The following is an 18,673-nucleotide window of genomic DNA, read 5'->3' as shown; positions in this document are numbered from 1 at the left end:
TCAGCGCGCGAACCGCACCCGCCGCAGGCGCAGACTGTTGGAGACAACGAAGAACGACGAGAACGCCATGGCCGCACCGGCGATCAACGGATTCAGCAGGCCGAGCACCGCCACCGGGATGGCGACCACGTTATAACCGAAGGCCCACACGAGATTTCCCTTGATGGTGCGCAGGGTGGCATGGGCGAGTTCGATGGCATCGGCAACGGCGGCGAGATCGTCGCGGACCAGGATGACATCGGCGGCCGCGATCGCGACATCGGTACCCGTCCCGATGGCCATGCCGAGGTCGGCGGTGGCCAGCGCGGCGCCGTCATTGATGCCGTCGCCGACCATGACGATGCGGCGGCCCTGCTCCTGCATGCGGGTAATGAGTTCGACCTTGCCCTCCGGAAGCAGTTCGGCGACAACCTCATCGATGCCGATCTCATCCGCGACCGACTGTGCGGCATAGGCATTGTCACCGGTGAACATCAGGATGCGCAGCCCGAGAGCGTGCAGTCGGGCGATGGCATCGGCGGCGGTGTCCTTCACGGTATCGGCGACCGCGATCACCGCGCGGGCCGCACCATCGACTACCGCGAGCACTACGGTGCGTCCCGCGCGTTCCTCCTGGCACACAGCACGACTCAGCGTCTGCGGGACGTCGATACCGTGATCGTTCAGTAGGCGGAGACGACCGACCATTACCTCGCGACCCGCGACTACACCGCGTGCGCCCAAACCCGGTAGTGCCGTGAAGGATTCGACCACCGGCAGGTCGTCGAGCAAGGTCCTGGCGTGCCGGGTGATGGCGGCGGCCACAGCGTGTTCGGAGGCCGCCTCCACCGCACCCACCAATCGCAACACTTCGTCCTCGGTCGCCGAATCCGTGACGGTCACCGCGACCACGCTCATCACGCCGTTGGTGACCGTGCCGGTCTTGTCCAACACCACGGTGTCCACATCGCGGGTGGCTTCGAGCGCCTGGTGTCCCTTGATGAAAATGCCGAGCTGGGCTCCGCGCCCGGATGCCACCATCAGCGCCGTCGGAATCGCCAGCCCCAAAGCACACGGACACGCGACCACGAGCACGGCGAGGGCGGACGAGGCGGCCCGGTCCACACCGGAACCGAGCAGCCACCAGGTCGCGAAAGTGCCTGCCGCCACCGCGAAGACGAACGGCACGAAGACCGAGGAGACCCGATCGGCGACGCGCTGCATGCGCGCCTTCCCGGTCTGTGCCTGCTCGACCAACCGGATCATGCCGGACAGCTTCGTATCCGCGCCCACCGCGGCCGCCTCCACGACAAGCCGACCGGTGAGCGCGGTAGTGCCACCGATGACGGCCATCCCCTCGGTCACCTCGACCGGAATGGATTCGCCGGTCATCGCGCTGGCATCCACACTCGACTCGCCGGAAACCACCAAGCCGTCGGTGGCGATGGTCTCACCGGGGCGAACCACGAACCGCTGTCCCTCGACGAGTTCACCGATGGGGACCCGCATATCGCGATTGTCGCGGGTCAGCACCGTGACCTCGCGCGCGCCGAGTGCGGCAAGCGCACGCAGCGCACTGCCCGCCGAACGCTTGGCCTTCGCCTCGAAATACCGCCCGGCGAGCACGAATGTGGTAACCCCCGCCGCGGCTTCGAGATAGATCGCATCACCGGACCAGAACGCGTCCCATACGCCGTTCGGGATTTCGGTTCGCTCCGCGTGCAGGAACATGGTGTCGAGCGACCACAGCGTCGCGGTCGTTACGCCGACGGAAACCAGTGTGTCCATACTCGCCGTAAAATTCTTCGCGCCCACCAGGGCCTTTCGGTGGAATGGCGCGGCTGCCCACACCACCACGGGCAGCGCAAGCACGGTCAGGATGATCTGCCAGCCGGTGATCCGGGTGGCCGGGACCATCGCGAACATCACCGACAGATCGGCGAGGGGGAAAAACAGCAGTAGTGCGACGACCAAGCGGCGGAACAGATCCCGGACTGCCGCCTCCTCGGGGGCACAGGAGACGGGTCCGATGCTATCGGTGATCGGCTGCGCGCCGTAACCCGCCGCGACCACCTCGGCGCAGAGCTGGTCGGTGGAGATGTCCTTGGCCGCATCGACGGTGGCGACGCCGGTCGCATAGTTCACCGAGGCCAGTACGCCCTCGACCTTATTGAGCTTGCGTTCCACTCGGTTCGCGCAAGCGGCGCAGGTCATTCCGGATACCGCGAGCGAAATGCGGGTGGTTTCGCGTTCCGGACCAGTGCTGAGATCTGGGGCGACCGCCGCTCGCGTTGCTGTGTTCATTCAATTCCGTTCGGTGTCAGGCGGCAGGATCTTGGGTAGAGCGGAGATGGCCGGTGCGGCGGCCGAATCGGGCGCCGGGTGGCAGGACGAGTTCGGTGGGCGCGGGATTGCTAGTCCGTGACGGCGGCGAGGTTTGCGGTCGGCGGGTGCGATGCACCACCACGACCAGCACCAACGCGGCGACCAGAATGCCGTGCGAGAGCACCCGGGGGATCGGCACGACCCCCGAATACAGATCACCGATGACGAAGGCGGTGAGCGTTGCCACCAGCACGCCCAGTACCGGCAGCACACCGGAGGTGGCGTACGGCCGCAGCGCGCAGTAGATAAATCCGATGCCGATCGCCAGGCTCCATGCCGTCGACTCGTTCATCAGGTGCTGAGTCATTTCAGCGTCGTGGTGATGCGTCATGCCGAAGTCGAATCCGGCGAACTGGCCGATCGCCAGCACACACTGCACGATCCCGAGCAGACCGAGCAGCAGCCTGAGCCACTTCACCTCGGAAAGCAATGTCCGCCACACCGATCCGCGCGGACGCTCCAGATCGGCGGCCGCGAATATGGCATCGGTGAGATCGGGTGCGTACGCCGAACCGCCGCGCAGCAGGCGCGAGGTCTCCACGGCGGCCGCGTACCAGGAACAGCACTGCGCGCACTGTTCCAGGTGTTCGTCGACACGCGCCGCGGGCACGGTTTCGCGTTCGCCATCGATCCGGGCCGACAGTGCGGTCCGGCAAACCTTGCACTCCACGTACAGATTGTCGTCCGCCAGCACCGCAAAGTTCCCGAGGGCGCGCAGGGGTTATTGTCGAACCCATGCCGACGCCCGCCGAGGATGACGAGACGACTCAGCTGGCACTAGCGGCGGCGCGTGGGGATCGACGAGCTCTGGAAGCTTTTATCCGGGGTACCCAGAAGGATGTCTGGCGATTGTTGGCCCATCTCACCGAGCTGTCGCGTGCCGATGATCTGACCCAGGAGACCTATCTGCGTGCGCTGGGCAGCATCAAACGCTTCGAGGGTCGTTCCAGCGCCCGGACCTGGTTGCTGTCGATCGCGCGCCGTGTCGTCGTAGATCAGGTGCGAATGGCCGTGGCGCGGCCGAGCATTGCGCAGGGCGTCGATTGGGTTGCCGCGGCGGACCGTCTGGTGGCGCGGCGCGATGGGCTCGCCGACATCGTGGAGCTGAAGCTGTTGCTCGAGGATCTGTCCGCGGAGCGTCGGGAGGCGCTGGTGCTGACACAGGTGCTCGGTTTGTCGTATGCCGAGGCCGCGGCGGTGTGTGGGTGTCCGGTGGGCACGGTGCGTTCGCGGGTGGCGCGTGCTCGCGAAGACCTCATAGCCGCAACGCGCTTCGGCGGTAAGCGTCGCGCCAACGGCTGACTCTGCAGCGTCGCATCCCTGCTCTGCTCCGCGGCATCCGCGGTTCGCGAATCCCCGAGTAAGGCGGCAGCTTTCGGACCTCGCGGGCAGTTGGCGGTCAAGGTATTGCGGTGTAACGCAATCAGATCGACGGTGAGCGCCCGCGAACGGCAGATTCCGCCTTCCGCTGAGTAGGCGAATCCCGGAGGAGCGTTGTTCAGCGGGCGGCCAAAGGCTGTGCGGCGTAATGCAATCGAACGATGCCGTCGTCGTGCACCTCGGCAGTGGCATTGACACCGAACACTTTCCGCAGCAGTTCGGGCGTCATGACCTCGAGCACGGCACCCGCCGCCACGACCTTGCCGTGATCGAGCACGACCAGCTGATCACAGCAGCGCACCGCGAGATCCAATTCGTGCAGTACCGCAAGCGTGGTGATACCGGTCGAGCGGACCAGGTCGAGTAGTTCGAATCGAGTGCGCACGTCGAGGTGGTTGGTCAGTTCGTCCAGCACCAGCAGGCGCGGTTGCTGTGCGAGCGCCCGGGCGAGCAGCACCCGCTGACGCTCACCACCCGATAGTGAGCCGATCGGGCGCTCGGCATAGTCGGTGACATCTGTGCGCGCCATGGCATCCGCGACCGCCGCATGATCGGCGACGGTGTCCCGGCTGAACAGCGCGTGATGCGGATTGCGGCCGAGCCAGATCAGCTCGTCGACCGTCAATTCCGTCGCGCCCGAACCATTTTGCAGCACGGCCGCGGTAGTGCGTGCCGCCGCGCGCACCGACAGCGAACTGATATCGGTGCCGTCGACCAGCACCACGCCCGCATTCGGTCGCAGTGTCCGATAAATGGTCCGCAACAACGTCGTCTTACCGCTCCCATTCGGCCCCACCACCCCCACGAGCGCCCCGGGCGGTGCGTGCAACGTCACCGCATCGAGCACGCGCGCACCCCCGAATCCAACCGCCACCCCCACGACCGACAAGTCGGCCATCTGGGCACCCTGTGACTCGACCGGACGCCCAGTGCGCGGGGTGCCCGGCGCATGGGCGCGCTGCCCGGTCACGCCGAACCTCCCTCGTGGCGGAGTAGCCAAAGGAAGAACGGTGCACCGAAGGCGGCGGTGAAGATGCCGAGGGGAAGTTCGTTGGGAGCGTTGATGGTCCGCGACAGCAGGTCGACCAGGACGAGATATGCCGCGCCGAGCAGTGCCGCCAGCGGTAGCACCCGACGGTGATCCATGCCGAAGGCCAGCCGTATCAGATGCGGAATCATCAAGCCAACGAAGCCGATTCCGCCCGCCACCGCGATGAGCACGCCGGTCAGCAGGGAGGCCAGTACCAACAGGATGATTCGGGTAGACCGGACGTCGATGCCCAGCGCCGTGGCCTGTTCGTCGCCGGTGCCGAGCACATTGAGGCGACGACCGAAGGCCAGCACGACGGCGACGACCATGAGGACCACCAGCGTGACCGGTCCGAGTCGGGACCAACTCGCGCCGGAGACACTGCCCATGGCCCAGAACATCACCGCACGAAGCTCATTCGGTGTCGCACGTAGTTGGAGGTAGTTCGTCGCCGCCAGCAGGAGATATCCGACGGCGACACCGGCCAGCACCAGACGGGTCGGTGCCAGCGTGCCACGCCGCTGTCCGAGAGCGAAAACCACTGCGGCGGTTCCGATTGCGCCGATGAAGGCCGCGGTCGAGACGCCTATACCGCCGAGTGCCGCACCTGCGGTGACGATTACGGTCACCGCGCCGAGTGCGGCGCCCGATGACAATCCGAGCACATACGGATCGGCCAGCGGGTTATTCACCAGCGCTTGCAGAATCACACCCGAAATCGCCAAGCCGCAGCCGCAGAGCGCGGCGAGAATGACCCGGGGGAGGCGATAGTTCCAGATGATCTGGTCGACGGTGAACCCGACATTCGGTGTCCCACCCGACAAGTGGGCGAATATGACCCGCAACGTATCGGCTATCGAGACTGCGACCGATCCCGCACCGATGGATACCAGCATGACCACCAACAGGATCGCCAGCGAAACGGCAATGGTGAACGGCAGGGGCGCGGTCGCCGACAACCGCCGTCGTCGAAGCGTGGTGGTCATGAGAACTGTAGGGGGTGTACGAGTCTGGCGATCTTGTCCACGGCGATGTCATTGCTCGGTCCGAGATAGATCGAATCCGAGAGCACCGTGTAGTTGCTGTTCTTGCTCGCGTTCCACTGCGGAAACTGCTCGAGGATCCGCCTGGCCGCGCCATCGATATCGCGATTGCGGTAGTTGACCACGATGAGCCCGTCGATCGAGGTGATGGCGAGCATTTCCTTGCTGATCGTCACGAAAGTGGTTCCGTCTGTTCGGTTGAACGGATTCACCGCACCGGCCTTTTCGATTACGTCGTTCCAGATGCCGCCTGCCGCGATGGCCGAAAAGTCGCCCCCATCGCCCATACCCATATCCGGGAAGATGAGCAGCACATTCTTCTTCGGCTGGCTCGCCACCCGCGCGGATGTCTCGGCGATCTTGCGCTCGAGGTCTTCGATGAGCTTCTCGGCGCGACCGGGCACATCGAAGATCGTGCCGAAATCGCGCAGCATGGCATAGCTGTCCTCGACGGTCGGCATGCCGGAGACGGCACCGGTCGGAGCGCAATTGGTTCGGGGAACATAGGTATTGGCTCCCGCACCGGACAACTCGGCACGAGTGGCGAAACCCTGATCGGCGGAGAAGCCGCCACCTCCGGTGGAGATGACGAGATCGGGATGCTGGGCAAGCATGGCCTCGCGGGGGATGTCCTGCAGGTTGTTCGGTGTAATACCACCGGTCGGCAGGGCAGCGATGGCCTCGGCGCGGCCGGACACGTCGGAGAAGCCGTAGGACTGCGCATTGGCGATGACGCGGTCCGCGACGCCGAGAGCGACCAGCGACGAAACCTCGCCGACGGAACCGCCGTTCATCACCACAACCCGCTTCGGTGCCTCGGTGAACGTATAGCTCTTGCCGCAGTTCTCCACGCTGACGGGATATTTCGTGACGCCCTCGGTCGCTGCGGCGGGTGCGGTGGACGCGGATTCGGTGACCGTGGTCGAACATCCGGCGACGGTGATGGCGCCGACGGTCAAGGCCAGCACAGCGCTACGTTTCATGGGCGGGATCTTTCGATGCGATCGCCGGTTTCGGTAGGGCGCATCCGCACCGCTGTATGCTGCATGAACACTTAGTCGTACGGCATCACGCCATGGTTCCCGGTGATTTTTCGTATCCGTTACCGCGTGGCGCGCAGGATCCCTGTACAGACCCAGCCGATCCTGCTTGACTGGTGAGATAGGTCCGACCGGACCGCAGGAGCCAGCGCATGTCGATCCATTTCGCTTATCCGGCAGGTAGACCCGCTGACCGTGACAAAACCGAACACGGTGAGCGCGTCGATATTTCGACCGTGTCCGGAGCTCGGATCATCCAATTCACGGTGAGCCATCCGCGTGGTGATGTCACGCTGGTAGTTGTGGCGGGCGAGGTCGATTTGTCGACCGCGCCGCGACTGCGGGAGAAGCTATTGCGCGCCTTCGGTTCTCAGGGATCCATCATGGTTGTCGACTTGTCCCCGGTCACCTTCTTCGCCGCGGCCGGACTGACGATCCTGGTCGAGGCGCAGGCGGCCGCCGAAAAGGCCGACCGCCGAATGGTTTTGATCACCACGGTGCGCTGTGTCGATCGAGCCATAGAACTCACCGGACTTGCCACGAACTTCTGCCGCGTCCCTTCGTTGGCCGCGGCACTCGCGGGCCCTACACCGGGATGTGCTGCCCCGGTGTAGGGTTCGCGCGAATTCAGCCGCGCCGCGCCTCCACGCGGGCACGTGCCTTCGCAATCCGTTCCTGTGCGAGCGCCGCCCGGTCCTGAGCCCTATCGAGCTTGCGCAGCGCCCTGTCCACCCGCGGCTGGGCCTTCTTGGCACGTCGCTCGGCCTTCGCGGTCAAGCGCGCACCGCGCTTCTGTGCTTTCCCGGAGAGTTCGGCGCCGCGCTTGCGCGCGGTCGAGGCGAGTTCGGGTCCGCGCTCCTTGGCGAGTTCGGCGAGCTCGATGCCGCGGTGCTGGGCCTTCTCCGCCAAGCGCGCACTACGCTTCTGGGTTTTCTCCGAGAGTTCGGCGCCGCGTTCGCGTGCGGTCGAGGCGAGTTCGGGTCCGCGCTCCTTGGCGAGCTCGGCGAGTTCGGCGCCGCGGTGCTGAGCCACTTCGGCGAAATGCGCACCTCGCTCGCGCGCTGTCGCGGCGATTTCAGGGCCGCGTTCCCTGGCGAGCTCGGCGAGTTCGGCGGCCTTCTCGGCCCACTTCGCACTGCGTTCCTTGGCCAACTCAGCCCATTCCGGACCGTGTTCCTTGACCGTATCCGCGATATCGGACCCGCGCTCCTGCGCGGCCGTCGCGACCCGCGTCGCCGCGACATCGCCGAGTTCGCGGGCCCGCGCGGCGGCATCGACCGCGTGCCGACGCAGGCTCTCGCTCGTCGCCGAATCCGTTGCGGTGAACGGCAATGCGGCCGAAACGGCTGCCGTGGCATTGCTCGCGGCGCGTCGACCACGCCAGCCGAGCGACGGCCTGCCCTCGGTATCCGCGCTGGCGATCATCAGACCGCCGAGCAGACTCACATCCTTGAGGAAGGCGTTGCGCTTGGCCGCCTTGCGTTCCGGATCCTTCTCCGCCCAGAAATCCTGTTCGGTGAGCGTCGCGGGAATCACGGTCGCGGCCAGGGTGAGCGAGGCCAGGCGCGGAAACTTGCCGAGGGCAAGCAGCACACCGGCAGAGACCTGGGTGATCGCATTGATCCGCACGACCGTCCCCGGATCCGCTGGCAATTTCGCGGCGATATTGTCGGGCAGCGATTGCTGACCCTGCTGGACCAGGGTCGATGCCGCTTGGGTGCGCGGCTCGGGGTGGACCAGCGCGTCGACCCCATCGGCGACGAACGCGGTCGCCAGCAGTGGTCGGGCAAATCGGCGTAGCAACATGACGTCCCTTTCCTCGATGGCTGAGGTCCGGGTAACCGCGTTCGGCGCCGTCAAACAACAAGATCAACACCCGAATCAGGGATTGACCGGGTGTTCTGTCGCGCCGAACGGCCGTACCTACGGACTGGACAGAAAGGTGGTGATGATGTTCGTTACGGTCTCTGGATTCTCCACCATAGGCAGGTGGCCGCAATCCGTGAGCTGAATTCGAGTGTGTGGATGCAGTGTCTCATCCGGGCGGGCCCGGCGCGGGCGGACAGGATGCGATTCTGCTTGCCCAAGATGGCGCAGATCGTGGGGTTGAACATATCGGCATAGGTCGGGAGTCCTGCACCAAGCCGTGCAGCGCCTGCAACCGGCCCTTGTCGCCCCAGTGCGCCATGAGCCGCGCGGTGAGTGCTGCAGTGTGCGCCGCCGCCCGCCTTCGCCGAGCTGATCGGCCACGATTCGGGAGATGAGCGCAGCCGGCAGCGCCAACCTGCTGGCCACCGGCGCCAGCGGGAGTCCGGCGCCCCAGGCCACTGCTGACGCGGTCATAGACCCGATCCCGACCGCGATGGGCGAAGATCGCCACGTCACCTCTTGCGAACGGATAGGCGAACACCTGTGTTCGCCAGTAACGCTTGAAGTAGCGCGAATCCGGCGACGAAGCGAATTGCTAGCGGATGGTCGGGCGAGGTCGGGAGTTCGCCCGGAGGAAGCGTCCGGTGCGGCGTGCACCGAGCGCCGGTGCTGCCACGCCCGCGCCGAAGACGTACTGCCCGCCGACGAGCACCGCGACCACCGTGGCGTCATTGCGATTGACCATGCGCGACAGATTGTCGAATGCCGCGATCGGTGCTTCGGCGTACCCCTCCACGGTCTCGTCCAGCTGGGCGGGATCGATGACGACCAGATCGGCGCGGTCACCCGGACGCAGATGGCCGGCGTCGATGCCGTACCAGTCGGCCAGTTCGCCGGTAATGCGGTGCACCGCACGTTCGAGGGACAGGAACGGATGCCCCGCGCGCTCGGCGTCGTACACCCGTCTTAGAAACCGCAGCCCGAAGTTGTAGAAGGCCATATTCCGCAGGTGCGCGCCTGCATCCGAGAAGCCGAGCTGCACACCGGGATCGGCGGCGAATTTATCCAGCACCTGCGGCCGGTGATTGGAAATCGTTGTGTGCCAACGCACCTTGCCACCGTATTCGACGACCAGGTCCAGGAACGCGTCCACCGGATGCAGGCCACCGCGATCCTGCCCGACCTGACCGAAGGTCTTGCCGATCACCGAAGCATCCGGACACTCCACGATTTCGGCGTCGAAGAAATCGCGATGCCACACCCGCGGCCCGAACTTCTTGTCGTAGTCCTTGCGGAATCGGCGTCGGTAACTTTCGTCACGCAGTAGTTCCCGGCGCTGCTCCAACTGGTTGGACAGGTGCAATGCGGCAGCGCCCGAACCGAATTCCTCGAATACCGGCAGATCGATACCGTCGGAGTAGACCTCGAACGGCACCGGCAGATGCTGCCAGCGGAAGTCGCCGCCCAGCCGATTGAGCACCCGCGCGATAAGCGGAAAGATCTGGGCGACAGCGGGAATGGCCTTGATATCGGCCGCCGACAGCAGGCTGACCTTGAGGGGTTTGCGGAAGATGCCGAGGCTGCTCGCCGCCATCGCCACCAGACTCTGCGGCCGGGCCACATCCGGACCACCCTGCAGCACCCGGCCGCGACGCCGCAGGATCGCGTTGAGCCTGCGGCGTTCGCGGGTGGTCGCGTAGGTCGAGGGCAGCGTGCGTGACCGGCAGACCTCACCGTCGAGCTTGTCGAATAGCAGCTGTTGGGAGGACATGCCGACGAAGCCCGCGGTCAATGCCTCCTCGAGTTTCGCTGCCATGGCGGTCAATTCGGCATCGGTAGGCCGAACCTCCTTGCGGGTGGCGCGATCCAATCCCATCTCCGCTGCCCGGATATCGGAATGCCCGATGAAGGCGGCCAGGTTGGGTCCGAGCGGCAGCGCCTCGAGTGCCTCCACATATTCGTGCGCCGAAGTCCAGGACTTGATTTCGGTCATTGCCGCAATCACATGTTTGCGCGGAATGGCCTCCACCCTGCCGAACAGGTCGCCGGCGTCCGATGCGTCGACATGCACCGTCGACAATGAGCACGATCCGAGCAGCACGGTGGTGATGCCGTGCCGGATGGATTCGGCCAGCGCCGGACTCTGCAGCACCTCGACGTCGTAGTGCGTGTGGATATCGATCATGCCGGGAATCACCCATTTCCCGGCGGCATCGATGACGTGTGGGCAGTCGGTCTCGTCGAGCGGTTCGGCCGAAACCGCGGCTAGAAAACCTGCCCGGATTCCGAGGTGACGGATGACCGACGGCGAGCCGGTGCCGTCGAACCACCGTCCGCCTCTGATGATCGTGTCGTACATGGCTTCACTCCGCGGTGGACAGGGCTTCGGCGATTCCGGCCCGCACGACCTTGCCGGTCGCATTGCGGGTCAGGGGAGTCGTGGTGATCCGCCACCGTGCGGGCACCTTGTAATACGCGATGCGCTGCTTCGCGAAGTCCGCCAAATCCTGTTCGGTTGTGGCGGAAGCGTTATCGACCACAACCAGGGCCGCGACCACCTGGCCGAGATCGGCATCGGGCACCCCGACGACGGCGGATTCGCGCACCGCGGGATGCTCGTCCAGACACTGCTCGACCTCGGTTGGATAGACATTCTCGCCACCGCGCAGAATGAGATCCGAACGCCGGCCGGACAATCGGAGTCGGCCTTGGTCGAGGACACCGATATCGCCGGTGCGCAACCAGCGCTCGGGCGTGATGGCCGCGGCGGTCGCGGCCTCATCGGCCCAGTAGCCGAGCATGACATAGGGGCTGCGCACCCAGATCTCACCCTCGACGCCCTCGCCGACGGGTTCGCCGAGCGCGTCGCGGATCTGCAGGTCGACTCCGATGACCGGGCGGCCGACGGTATCCGGAAAGGCGGCCAGTTCGGCCGGTGCGGCGATGGTCGCCGCGGTACTGCATTCGGTCATGCCGTAGCTGGTCACCAATGCGGTTTTGGCGACCGGAAGTTGTTCGCGCAGTTGCTGTTGCAGCGCGGCCGAGGACGGTGCTGAATTGAGCGAGAAGGCGGCCAGCGAGGTCAGATCGTATTTCGACAGATCCACTTCGAGTAAACGACTCGCCATGGTCGGCATCGCACCCCAATTGCTGATCCGCTCGCGTTCGATCAGCCGCAGTATCCGGTCGGCATCGAACGCGCCCTGGTATATGACGGCGGTATCGCCGGTCACCATGCGTGGCAACACCAGATTGTGCAGGCTGGCGATATGAAACAGTGGGGAGGTGAGCAGGAAGCGGCGGCCCTTCGGGCTGCCGTCGTCTACGCCGCCCTGGAAGGCTGCGGCGAGCGCGTCGTTGAACCGGTGATAGTCGATGACCGCCACCAGGTTTCGATGGGAATGCACCGCGCCCTTGGGGCGGCCGCTGGTGCCGCTGGTGTAGAGGATGACCGCGGGATCGTCCTCGTCCACCGGAGTATCCGGTAGCTCCCCCTCGCCGAACTCGGCTATCAGGGCGGGCAGGTCGGTCTCCATGGTGAGCACGGGAACCCGAATATCCAACTGTGCCACCTGGCCCGCGCGTTTCGCATCGACGATCAGGACCTTCGCGCTGGTGTGCTCCAGACCGTAGGCGATTTCGCGCGGCATCCACCAGGCGTTGTACCCCACCGCGATCGCACCCAACGTCTGCGCCGCCCAGAAAGTCACCACCCATTCGGGAGTATTGGCGGCGAGTATGCCGATTCGGTCACCCTTTTCGACGCCGTATCGCTCCCGCAGCGCACGAGCCAACGCTGCGACGGCGGCCACGTGCTCGGCATAGGACATCCGCCGGTCCTCGGTGACCAGGTAGTCGCGATCATCCAGGGCGACCGAGGCCGCGAGCACTTCGCGCAATGAGCGCACCCGATCTTTGATCACCGGAATCGGTGCGCCGAGCACATCTTCGACTGTCATCTCGAACGGCCCGCCGGGACCGGTCAGCCGCGCGACGGCCTCAGCGGCCAATGCCTGTGGATCGAAGGGCTTTGTCATAGCGACACTTCCTCATGGGTTCAGGGCACTAGTACTGCGCGGCCGGTAATGAGTCCGCGCTCCAGTCGGTCGAGCGCTGCGCGGCCGTCCGCCAGTTCGAAGCGTTCGGTTTCGACAGTGAGCCGACCCGACTGGGCCAGGGCTACGGAGTTGATCAGGTCGGATTTGGTGCCGCCGTAGGACTTTCGAATCGAAGCGCCCCATGGCCAGCCCGGACCACCCGCTGGCCCGGCCGTGATTTCCGGTGCGCCACCGCCGAGCCCGATCATGCGGTATGCGCCATTGGGGGCGACCGATTCCACCGCCAGCCTGGCGGTCGCATCGACACCGACGAAGTCGAAGACCGCATCGGCACCACGGCCATCGGTGCGGTCCAGGATTTCGCGCGCGGTATCGGCACCGGCCAGCAGGCCCTTGGCCGCACCGCAGCGGGCGGTCAAGGCGAGTTTGTCCTCGCTCACGTCAACGGCGATCACGTGCGTCGCGCTGGTCGCGGTAAGGATCTGCACCGCGACATGGCCGAGTCCACCGATGCCGATAACCACCGCGACAGCACCGGGGTACAACTGCTCGCGTGCACCGTTGATGGCGTGATAGCTCGACAGCGCCGCATCGGCCAGCGGCGCGGCCTGCAGAAAATCCAGCTCCCCTATCGGCACGAAAGAGCTGGCGGGTATGCGGATGTACTCCGCCATCCCACCGTCCGGACCGAGTCCCGGGCACGGCGGCATGGCGGTGCGCCCGGCGGCGCGACATACATTTTCATTGCCGCTCACACATTCTCTGCAGACACCGCACGACCAGCACAGATAGACGATGCCGCGCTCACCGACCCGTCGAGCTTCGATCGCACTGCCGACCGCCTCGATGGTGCCCGCCACCTCGTGCCCGAGCGTCAGCGGTTCTTCGCGCATCTTGAACGGAATATGCAGCACATGCAGATCGGAATGACAGATGCCCGCCGCACCGACCCGCAGCAGCAGATCAGTCGGCCCGATCGTGGGCACCGCGACCTCGCGCAGTTCGAGCACACCGGGTTCGGTGAGCTGCAATGCCCGCATCATGTGCGCACCACCGAAAACACGGCGCGCAGGTAGGCATTCGCTCGATCGGAGCCGATGAGTCCCGGAGCCATCTTGTTCATGGTGTAGGCGAAGGTGACTCGATGATCGAGGTCGTTGACCACGATGGCACCGCCGAATCCGGCCCACCAGCAGACCTTCCCGTCGGGCACCTCCGGGGCGGTCTGCGATTGCGGCAGCCCGTAACCGAGGCCGAAGCGCAGCGGCAGCAGCAGTGCCAGATCCGCACCGTCGGACTGCTGTTCGAAAATCAGATCGATGGTCTTCTCCGACAACAACCTTTGCCCGTGCAGTGCACCACCGCAGGCCACCAGCGACTGCACCGCCGCCACCGAACGCGCATTGCCGTGCCCGTTCACCGCCCCGATCTCGGCCTCGCGCCATGCGGCGCTATTGGCCTGCGGGATATCGAGCAGGGGACTGGTGAGCGTCTTGACCAGAATGCTGTCCTGATCGAGCGCGGCCATATCGAATTGCAGCAGCGGGGGCGGGACGAGCGGTGCGATGCGGTCGTGATTGTCGGGTGCGGTGCCGATATGGAAATCGGCATTCAACGGTCCGGCCAGTTCCTCGGCGAAGAACTCGCCAAGGGTGCGGCCGGTAATTCGACGAATCACCTCGCCGACCAGATGTCCGTAGTTCAGTGCGTGATAGCCCGATGCGGTGCCCGGCTCCCACCACGGCGCCTGGGTAGCGAGCCGCGCGCTCGCCGCCTCGGTGTCGTAGATATCTGCCAGCTCGATCGGCCGCTCCCAACCGGAGACGCCGGAGGTGTGACCGAGCAGATGACGAATCTCGATATCGTCCTTGCCGTTCGCGGCGAACTCCGGCCAGTAGTGCGCCACCTTCTGCTGCACATCCAGCTCACCGCGCTCCACCAGCAGCAGCGCCGATAGTGCGGTCATGGTCTTGCTGATGGAGAAGACATTGACCAAGGTGTCCTCGGTCCACGGCACGGTCCGCTCGAGATCGCGGTGCCCGCCCCAGATATCGACGACCGGTTCGCCGTCGACGGTCACGCAGATCGATGCCCCGAGCTCCGCACCCGAGGCGATCTGATCGGCCAATTCTTTTCGCACACCGGCGAATTCGTCGGTACAGAATCCTGATGTCGTCATCGCGCCGCCCTTACGCGTTCTCGAGCGCCCTCGCGGGCACCGGTAACGCATTGCCGGCGGCGGCGGCTCGCTTCGCGCCCCTGGCCATTTCCCGGTTCATATCGCGCACATAGGGCTCGAACTCGACCTGGATCGTGTGCCGAGGCGAATTGTAATACCGTCCGGTGCGGCGCTGTTCGGCCGCCGCGATCTCGGCATTCATCTGCGCCTGCGACGGCGGCAGGTACTTGCCCGTCAGATAGGCCGCGACCAACTTGCTCTGCTGCTCGGCGAAATTGACCAGCGTCGGCAGCGGTTGGGCCAGACCGAGATAGAACAAATTGTCCACACCCGGTTTCATCATCTGTTTGAACAGCGGGATGCGATTCTGCTCGTCCGGCACCAGTCGCGGATCTGAGAAGAACGGGAAGCTGATGTGGTAGCCGGTGGCGCAGACGATGACGTCCACCTCTTCGGTGCTGCCGTCGGCGAAGCGCACCCGCGGCCCCTCCAGTGCGGTAATGGCCGGTTTGAAGGCGATGTCCCCGCAACCGGCGCGATGCAGGAACTCCTCACTCGCCGACGGATGCGCCTCGAATGGTTTGTGATCCGGTTTGGGCAGCCCGTAGAACTCCATATCGCCGCGGAACTTCCGCACGAATCGCTGCTTGAGCTTCAAGCTGACCTTGCGCGGAATCCATGGCGGCACACTCTGTTTGTCGCCTACCTTGCCGTTCACATATTTCGGCAGTACCCAGACCCCGCGGCGCGCGGAAACGGTGAGCCGCTCGGCCACAAAGCGCTGGGACAGCTCCGAGGCGATATCGAGGCCGGAGTTGCCCATGCCGACCACCACGATCTTCTTACCACGCATATCCACCGGATCGAACGGATCGTTGTAGGCGTGACTGTGGATCAGCACGCCGTCGAATTCGCCGGGATAGTCCGGAATGCGCGGATCCCAGTGGTGCCCATTGCAGACGATAAGTGCGTCGTAGGCCCTGGTGCGGCCATCGCTAGCGGTGATGAGCCAGCTGCCGTCGTCTTGACGTTCGGCCGCGGTGACCTTGGTATTGAACAGGATCTTGTCGCGGAAGCCGAAATGGTCGACGTAATCCTTGAAGTACTGGAACAGCTGCGAGTGATGCGGGAAGTCGGGCCATTCCTCGGGCGCCGGATAATCCTCGAAGGCAAGCCGGAACTTACTGGTGTCGATATGCAGCGACTGGTAGCAGGCCGACATCCCGTTGGGATTCTTGAAATACCAATTGCCGCCCACCTCATCGCTCGCTTCGAAGACCTCGAAAGGAATATCGAAGTCCTGCAGGCGTTTTGCGGCGGTGATTCCGGAGGGGCCCGCGCCGATGACGCATACCCGGGGCAGATTGCTGTGAGTCAATTCCGTAGTCCTCGTCCGAAGGATTGCCGTCACGTGGGCGGCACCGGATCCGGTGCGGCGAACCATCCCGCGCCGCCTGCGACACGTGGAGTGACGTAGGCAACAAAGTAGCACTCACTAGACGCACTGTCTAGTGAATGACATGATGTCTAACATGCCGACCAAATCGAACCCGCCCGGACCGAGTCTGCGCGACGAACAGAAGCTGCAGACCCGCGCCAGACTGGTGGAGGGCGCGAAGGCGCTGTTCATCGAACGGGGTTATGCGGCGGTGCGGGTCGACGACATCGCCGCCGCCGTCGGCTGCAGCCGGGCCACCTTTTACTTGCACTTCAGTAGCAAGCTCGAGATCCTGCGCGCCATTGCCCAACAGAGCACCGCGCCGACCGCACTGTACTTCTACGAGGATCTGGACCGGGTGCTCGACACCGGCTCCCGCGCGGCATTCGTGGACTGGGTGACCCGCGCCATCGCCTGGTTCCACGAATACAAGGACCTGCTGCCGGCATGGGACGAGGCCACCGCACTGGAACCGGAATTCCGCGAAATCGCCCGCCGCGGCATCCTTGCCCTGCCCAATGCCATGACCTCCTACCTTGCCCGCTGGCCCGAAAACCGCCGCGACGAGGCCCGCCTACGCGTGGAACTCCTTGTCGCCCAACTGGAACGCTTCTTCACCCGCTGGGCCATGCAGGGCACCATCGATGTCTCCGCCGATCAGGCTGCCGAAGTACTCACCGACATCTGGTTCCCGGCTTTACAATCCCCCGCTTAGCGGCGGCCACGGAAGGTGCGGCGCAGGTCCTGGGTCCAGAGGTCGGGGATTTCCCAGGGGATGAAGTGGCCGCCCTTGTCATGGGCAGTGAGGTTGACGTGGTTGTACCAGGGGCCGCGATCGCTGGCGCGGAAGTGCTCGACGCGGTCGGCGGTGGTGACGCCGGGCGGATTTTCGTAGCCGACGAAGGTGATTCCGGTGGGCGCCTCGACGACGGGTTGGCGCTCGTGCGACGGGGTCCAGGGGTAGCGGTTGTTATTGGCGTAGGTGCGGATCGAGGTGCCGATGGAATTGGTGGCCCAGAAGATCATCGCGTGGGTGAGCAGATCGTCCTTGGTGAAGACGGTTTCGATATTGCCGCCGTCGTCACTCCATGCCATCCAGCGCTGGAGTATCCAGGCGAGCATGCCCGCGGGTGAATCGGACAGGCCGAAGGCCAGGGTGCTCGGTTCGAGGACGTGCGCCGCGAGGTGGACGCCGAAACGATGCTCCAACTCGATGATTCGGGCATAGACATCCTTGGGCAGGCCGTCCGGAATGGGACGCCCGCCGCTGATATCCCAGGCGCGGTCGCCCTCGAACAGCGTCAGCTTCTGGCCCGAGCCGATATGGATGGCGTACAGCTCGTCGGCGTATTTATGGCCGAGTTGACCGGTGACCAACGCGCCCACATCGCACCCCGCGGCGGCGTATTTGGTGTAGCCGAGAGTTTCGGTCATCAGGATGTGCCAGAGATCGGCGACCTTCCAGAAGTTCATATCCGGGTGCTTCGGTAGCGGACTGGAGAATCCGAAACCGGGAAACGACGGCACGATCACATCGAAGGCATCGGCCGGATCGCCGCCGAACGCACCGGGGTCGGCGAGCGGATCGATGACCTTGGCCCAGTGCCAGAAGGTCCACGGCCAGCCGTGGGTGAGGATCAGCGGTATCGGATTCGGGCCGACACCGGGTTTGCGCAGGAAATGCACCGGAACGCCATCGACCTCGATGAGGTAGTTGTCGTAGGCGTTGATCGCGGCTTCGGCCTTGCGCCAGTCGTATTCATGCTGCCAGTACTCGACCAGTTCTTGAAGGTAGCCGCGGTCTACGCCGTAGTAGCGGTCGTCATTGCCCACATCGTCGGGCCAGCGCGTCAGTGCGAGTCGCTGCCGTAGGTCGGTGAGCACCGCATCGGGCACATGAATAGGCGTCGGCTGGAACGGGAACGGGTCGGCGTGACTCAAAGATCTCTCCTGCAACCGCTTCGCGAAATCTCGGATGTCCCGACCGTAACACCGGCGAAATCGCGAGCTCGAGTCATGCCTCGGGAGGCGAATCCTCCGTACTGGCGGGTGCGTCCTTGGTCGGCACCGCGACCGGCCGCAACAACACCCAGACCAGGAACGCGATCGCCACCGCTCCCATGCCGAGACCAGCCCAGATATTCACATTCACCCCACCGGTCTTGGCCTCCTCGGCCCCGGTGTTGTGCACCAGTCCTGTCACGACCAGCACGACGGCGTAACTGCCGAGCAGCGCGCCGACAATGGTGCGGATATCGAAAAGCATCGACTG

General features: G+C 64.9%; 16 protein-coding genes. 3 read left to right on the top strand and 13 right to left on the bottom strand.

Translation table 11 applies throughout. The features are described 5' to 3' along the window. Positions 1-2,283: a heavy metal translocating P-type ATPase gene (locus tag ACIBG0_RS25410; RefSeq protein WP_397035462.1), complete on the bottom strand. Its 2,283-nt coding sequence runs from the start codon at positions 2,281-2,283 to the stop codon at positions 1-3. 16 nt (positions 2,284-2,299) lie between these two features. Further along, a complete protein-coding gene (locus ACIBG0_RS25405; RefSeq protein ID WP_397035461.1) occupies positions 2,300-3,034 on the bottom strand; it encodes a zf-HC2 domain-containing protein in 735 nt (244 codons plus the stop codon). A 65-nt stretch (positions 3,035-3,099) separates the two neighbouring features. Here ACIBG0_RS25405 and sigC point away from each other — a divergent pair, with 65 nt between their 5' ends. Further along, complete coding sequence (gene sigC, locus ACIBG0_RS25400) at positions 3,100-3,666, top strand: RNA polymerase sigma factor SigC (RefSeq protein ID WP_397035460.1); 567 nt, start codon at positions 3,100-3,102, stop codon at positions 3,664-3,666. 196 nt (positions 3,667-3,862) lie between these two features. Here sigC and ACIBG0_RS25395 read toward each other — a convergent pair whose 3' ends face one another. The 3 genes from ACIBG0_RS25395 to ACIBG0_RS25385 are packed head-to-tail and all read right to left on the bottom strand — an operon-like array spanning position 3,863 to position 6,800. After that, positions 3,863-4,714: an ABC transporter ATP-binding protein gene (locus ACIBG0_RS25395; RefSeq protein ID WP_397035459.1), complete on the bottom strand. Its 852-nt coding sequence runs from the start codon at positions 4,712-4,714 to the stop codon at positions 3,863-3,865. Further along, complete coding sequence (locus ACIBG0_RS25390) at positions 4,711-5,760, bottom strand: FecCD family ABC transporter permease (RefSeq protein ID WP_397035458.1); 1,050 nt, start codon at positions 5,758-5,760, stop codon at positions 4,711-4,713. The genes ACIBG0_RS25395 and ACIBG0_RS25390 overlap by 4 nt, the downstream gene beginning before the upstream one ends. Beyond that, positions 5,757-6,800 (bottom strand): ABC transporter substrate-binding protein, encoded by a 1,044-nt coding sequence (locus ACIBG0_RS25385; RefSeq protein WP_397035457.1) that lies wholly within the window; start codon positions 6,798-6,800, stop codon positions 5,757-5,759. Before ACIBG0_RS25385 ends, ACIBG0_RS25390 begins: the two co-directional genes overlap by 4 nt. Before the next feature lie 209 nt (positions 6,801-7,009). On the opposite strand from ACIBG0_RS25385, the gene ACIBG0_RS25380 reads away from it, so the two are divergent. Next, positions 7,010-7,471 (top strand): STAS domain-containing protein, encoded by a 462-nt coding sequence (locus ACIBG0_RS25380; protein ID WP_397035456.1) that lies wholly within the window; start codon positions 7,010-7,012, stop codon positions 7,469-7,471. 13 nt (positions 7,472-7,484) lie between these two features. Here the strand turns inward: ACIBG0_RS25380 and ACIBG0_RS25375 are convergent, their stop codons facing one another. The 6 genes from ACIBG0_RS25375 to ACIBG0_RS25350 form a co-directional block, all read right to left on the bottom strand. Then, a complete protein-coding gene (locus ACIBG0_RS25375; RefSeq protein WP_397035455.1) occupies positions 7,485-8,663 on the bottom strand; it encodes a DoxX family membrane protein in 1,179 nt (392 codons plus the stop codon). Positions 8,664-9,321: 658 nt separating this feature from the next. Then, on the bottom strand, positions 9,322-11,085 hold the full coding sequence (locus tag ACIBG0_RS25370; RefSeq protein ID WP_397035454.1) for an amidohydrolase family protein: 1,764 nt from the start codon (positions 11,083-11,085) through the stop codon (positions 9,322-9,324). Positions 11,086-11,089: 4 nt separating this feature from the next. Beyond that, positions 11,090-12,763: a class I adenylate-forming enzyme family protein gene (locus ACIBG0_RS25365; protein ID WP_397035453.1), complete on the bottom strand. Its 1,674-nt coding sequence runs from the start codon at positions 12,761-12,763 to the stop codon at positions 11,090-11,092. 20 nt (positions 12,764-12,783) lie between these two features. Beyond that, on the bottom strand, positions 12,784-13,824 hold the full coding sequence (locus ACIBG0_RS25360; RefSeq protein ID WP_397035496.1) for an NAD(P)-dependent alcohol dehydrogenase: 1,041 nt from the start codon (positions 13,822-13,824) through the stop codon (positions 12,784-12,786). Continuing rightward, positions 13,824-14,963 (bottom strand): serine hydrolase domain-containing protein, encoded by a 1,140-nt coding sequence (locus ACIBG0_RS25355; RefSeq protein ID WP_397035452.1) that lies wholly within the window; start codon positions 14,961-14,963, stop codon positions 13,824-13,826. The genes ACIBG0_RS25360 and ACIBG0_RS25355 overlap by 1 nt, the downstream gene beginning before the upstream one ends. A gap of 10 nt (positions 14,964-14,973) precedes the next feature. After that, positions 14,974-16,341: a flavin-containing monooxygenase gene (locus tag ACIBG0_RS25350; protein ID WP_397035451.1), complete on the bottom strand. Its 1,368-nt coding sequence runs from the start codon at positions 16,339-16,341 to the stop codon at positions 14,974-14,976. A gap of 154 nt (positions 16,342-16,495) precedes the next feature. On the opposite strand from ACIBG0_RS25350, the gene ACIBG0_RS25345 reads away from it, so the two are divergent. Further along, positions 16,496-17,116: a TetR/AcrR family transcriptional regulator gene (locus ACIBG0_RS25345; RefSeq protein ID WP_397035450.1), complete on the top strand. Its 621-nt coding sequence runs from the start codon at positions 16,496-16,498 to the stop codon at positions 17,114-17,116. Here the strand turns inward: ACIBG0_RS25345 and ACIBG0_RS25340 are convergent. Next, positions 17,113-18,342, bottom strand: a complete 1,230-nt coding sequence (locus ACIBG0_RS25340; RefSeq protein ID WP_397035449.1) for an epoxide hydrolase family protein — start codon at positions 18,340-18,342, stop codon at positions 17,113-17,115. The two genes, ACIBG0_RS25345 and ACIBG0_RS25340, sit on opposite strands and share 4 nt — an antisense overlap. Before the next feature lie 73 nt (positions 18,343-18,415). Further along, positions 18,416-18,667 carry a hypothetical protein gene (locus ACIBG0_RS25335; protein WP_397035448.1) on the bottom strand — a complete coding sequence of 84 codons (252 nt, stop codon included), beginning with the start codon at positions 18,665-18,667 and terminating at the stop codon, positions 18,416-18,418. Between the last annotated feature and the right edge of the window lie 6 nt (positions 18,668-18,673).

The organism is Nocardia sp. NPDC050630 (assembly GCF_044457245.1).
Taxonomy (GTDB): Bacteria; Actinomycetota; Actinomycetes; order Mycobacteriales; family Mycobacteriaceae; genus Nocardia.
The sequence above is the reverse complement of the archived record's forward strand: the minus strand, read 5'-3'. Positions and strand labels throughout refer to the sequence as shown.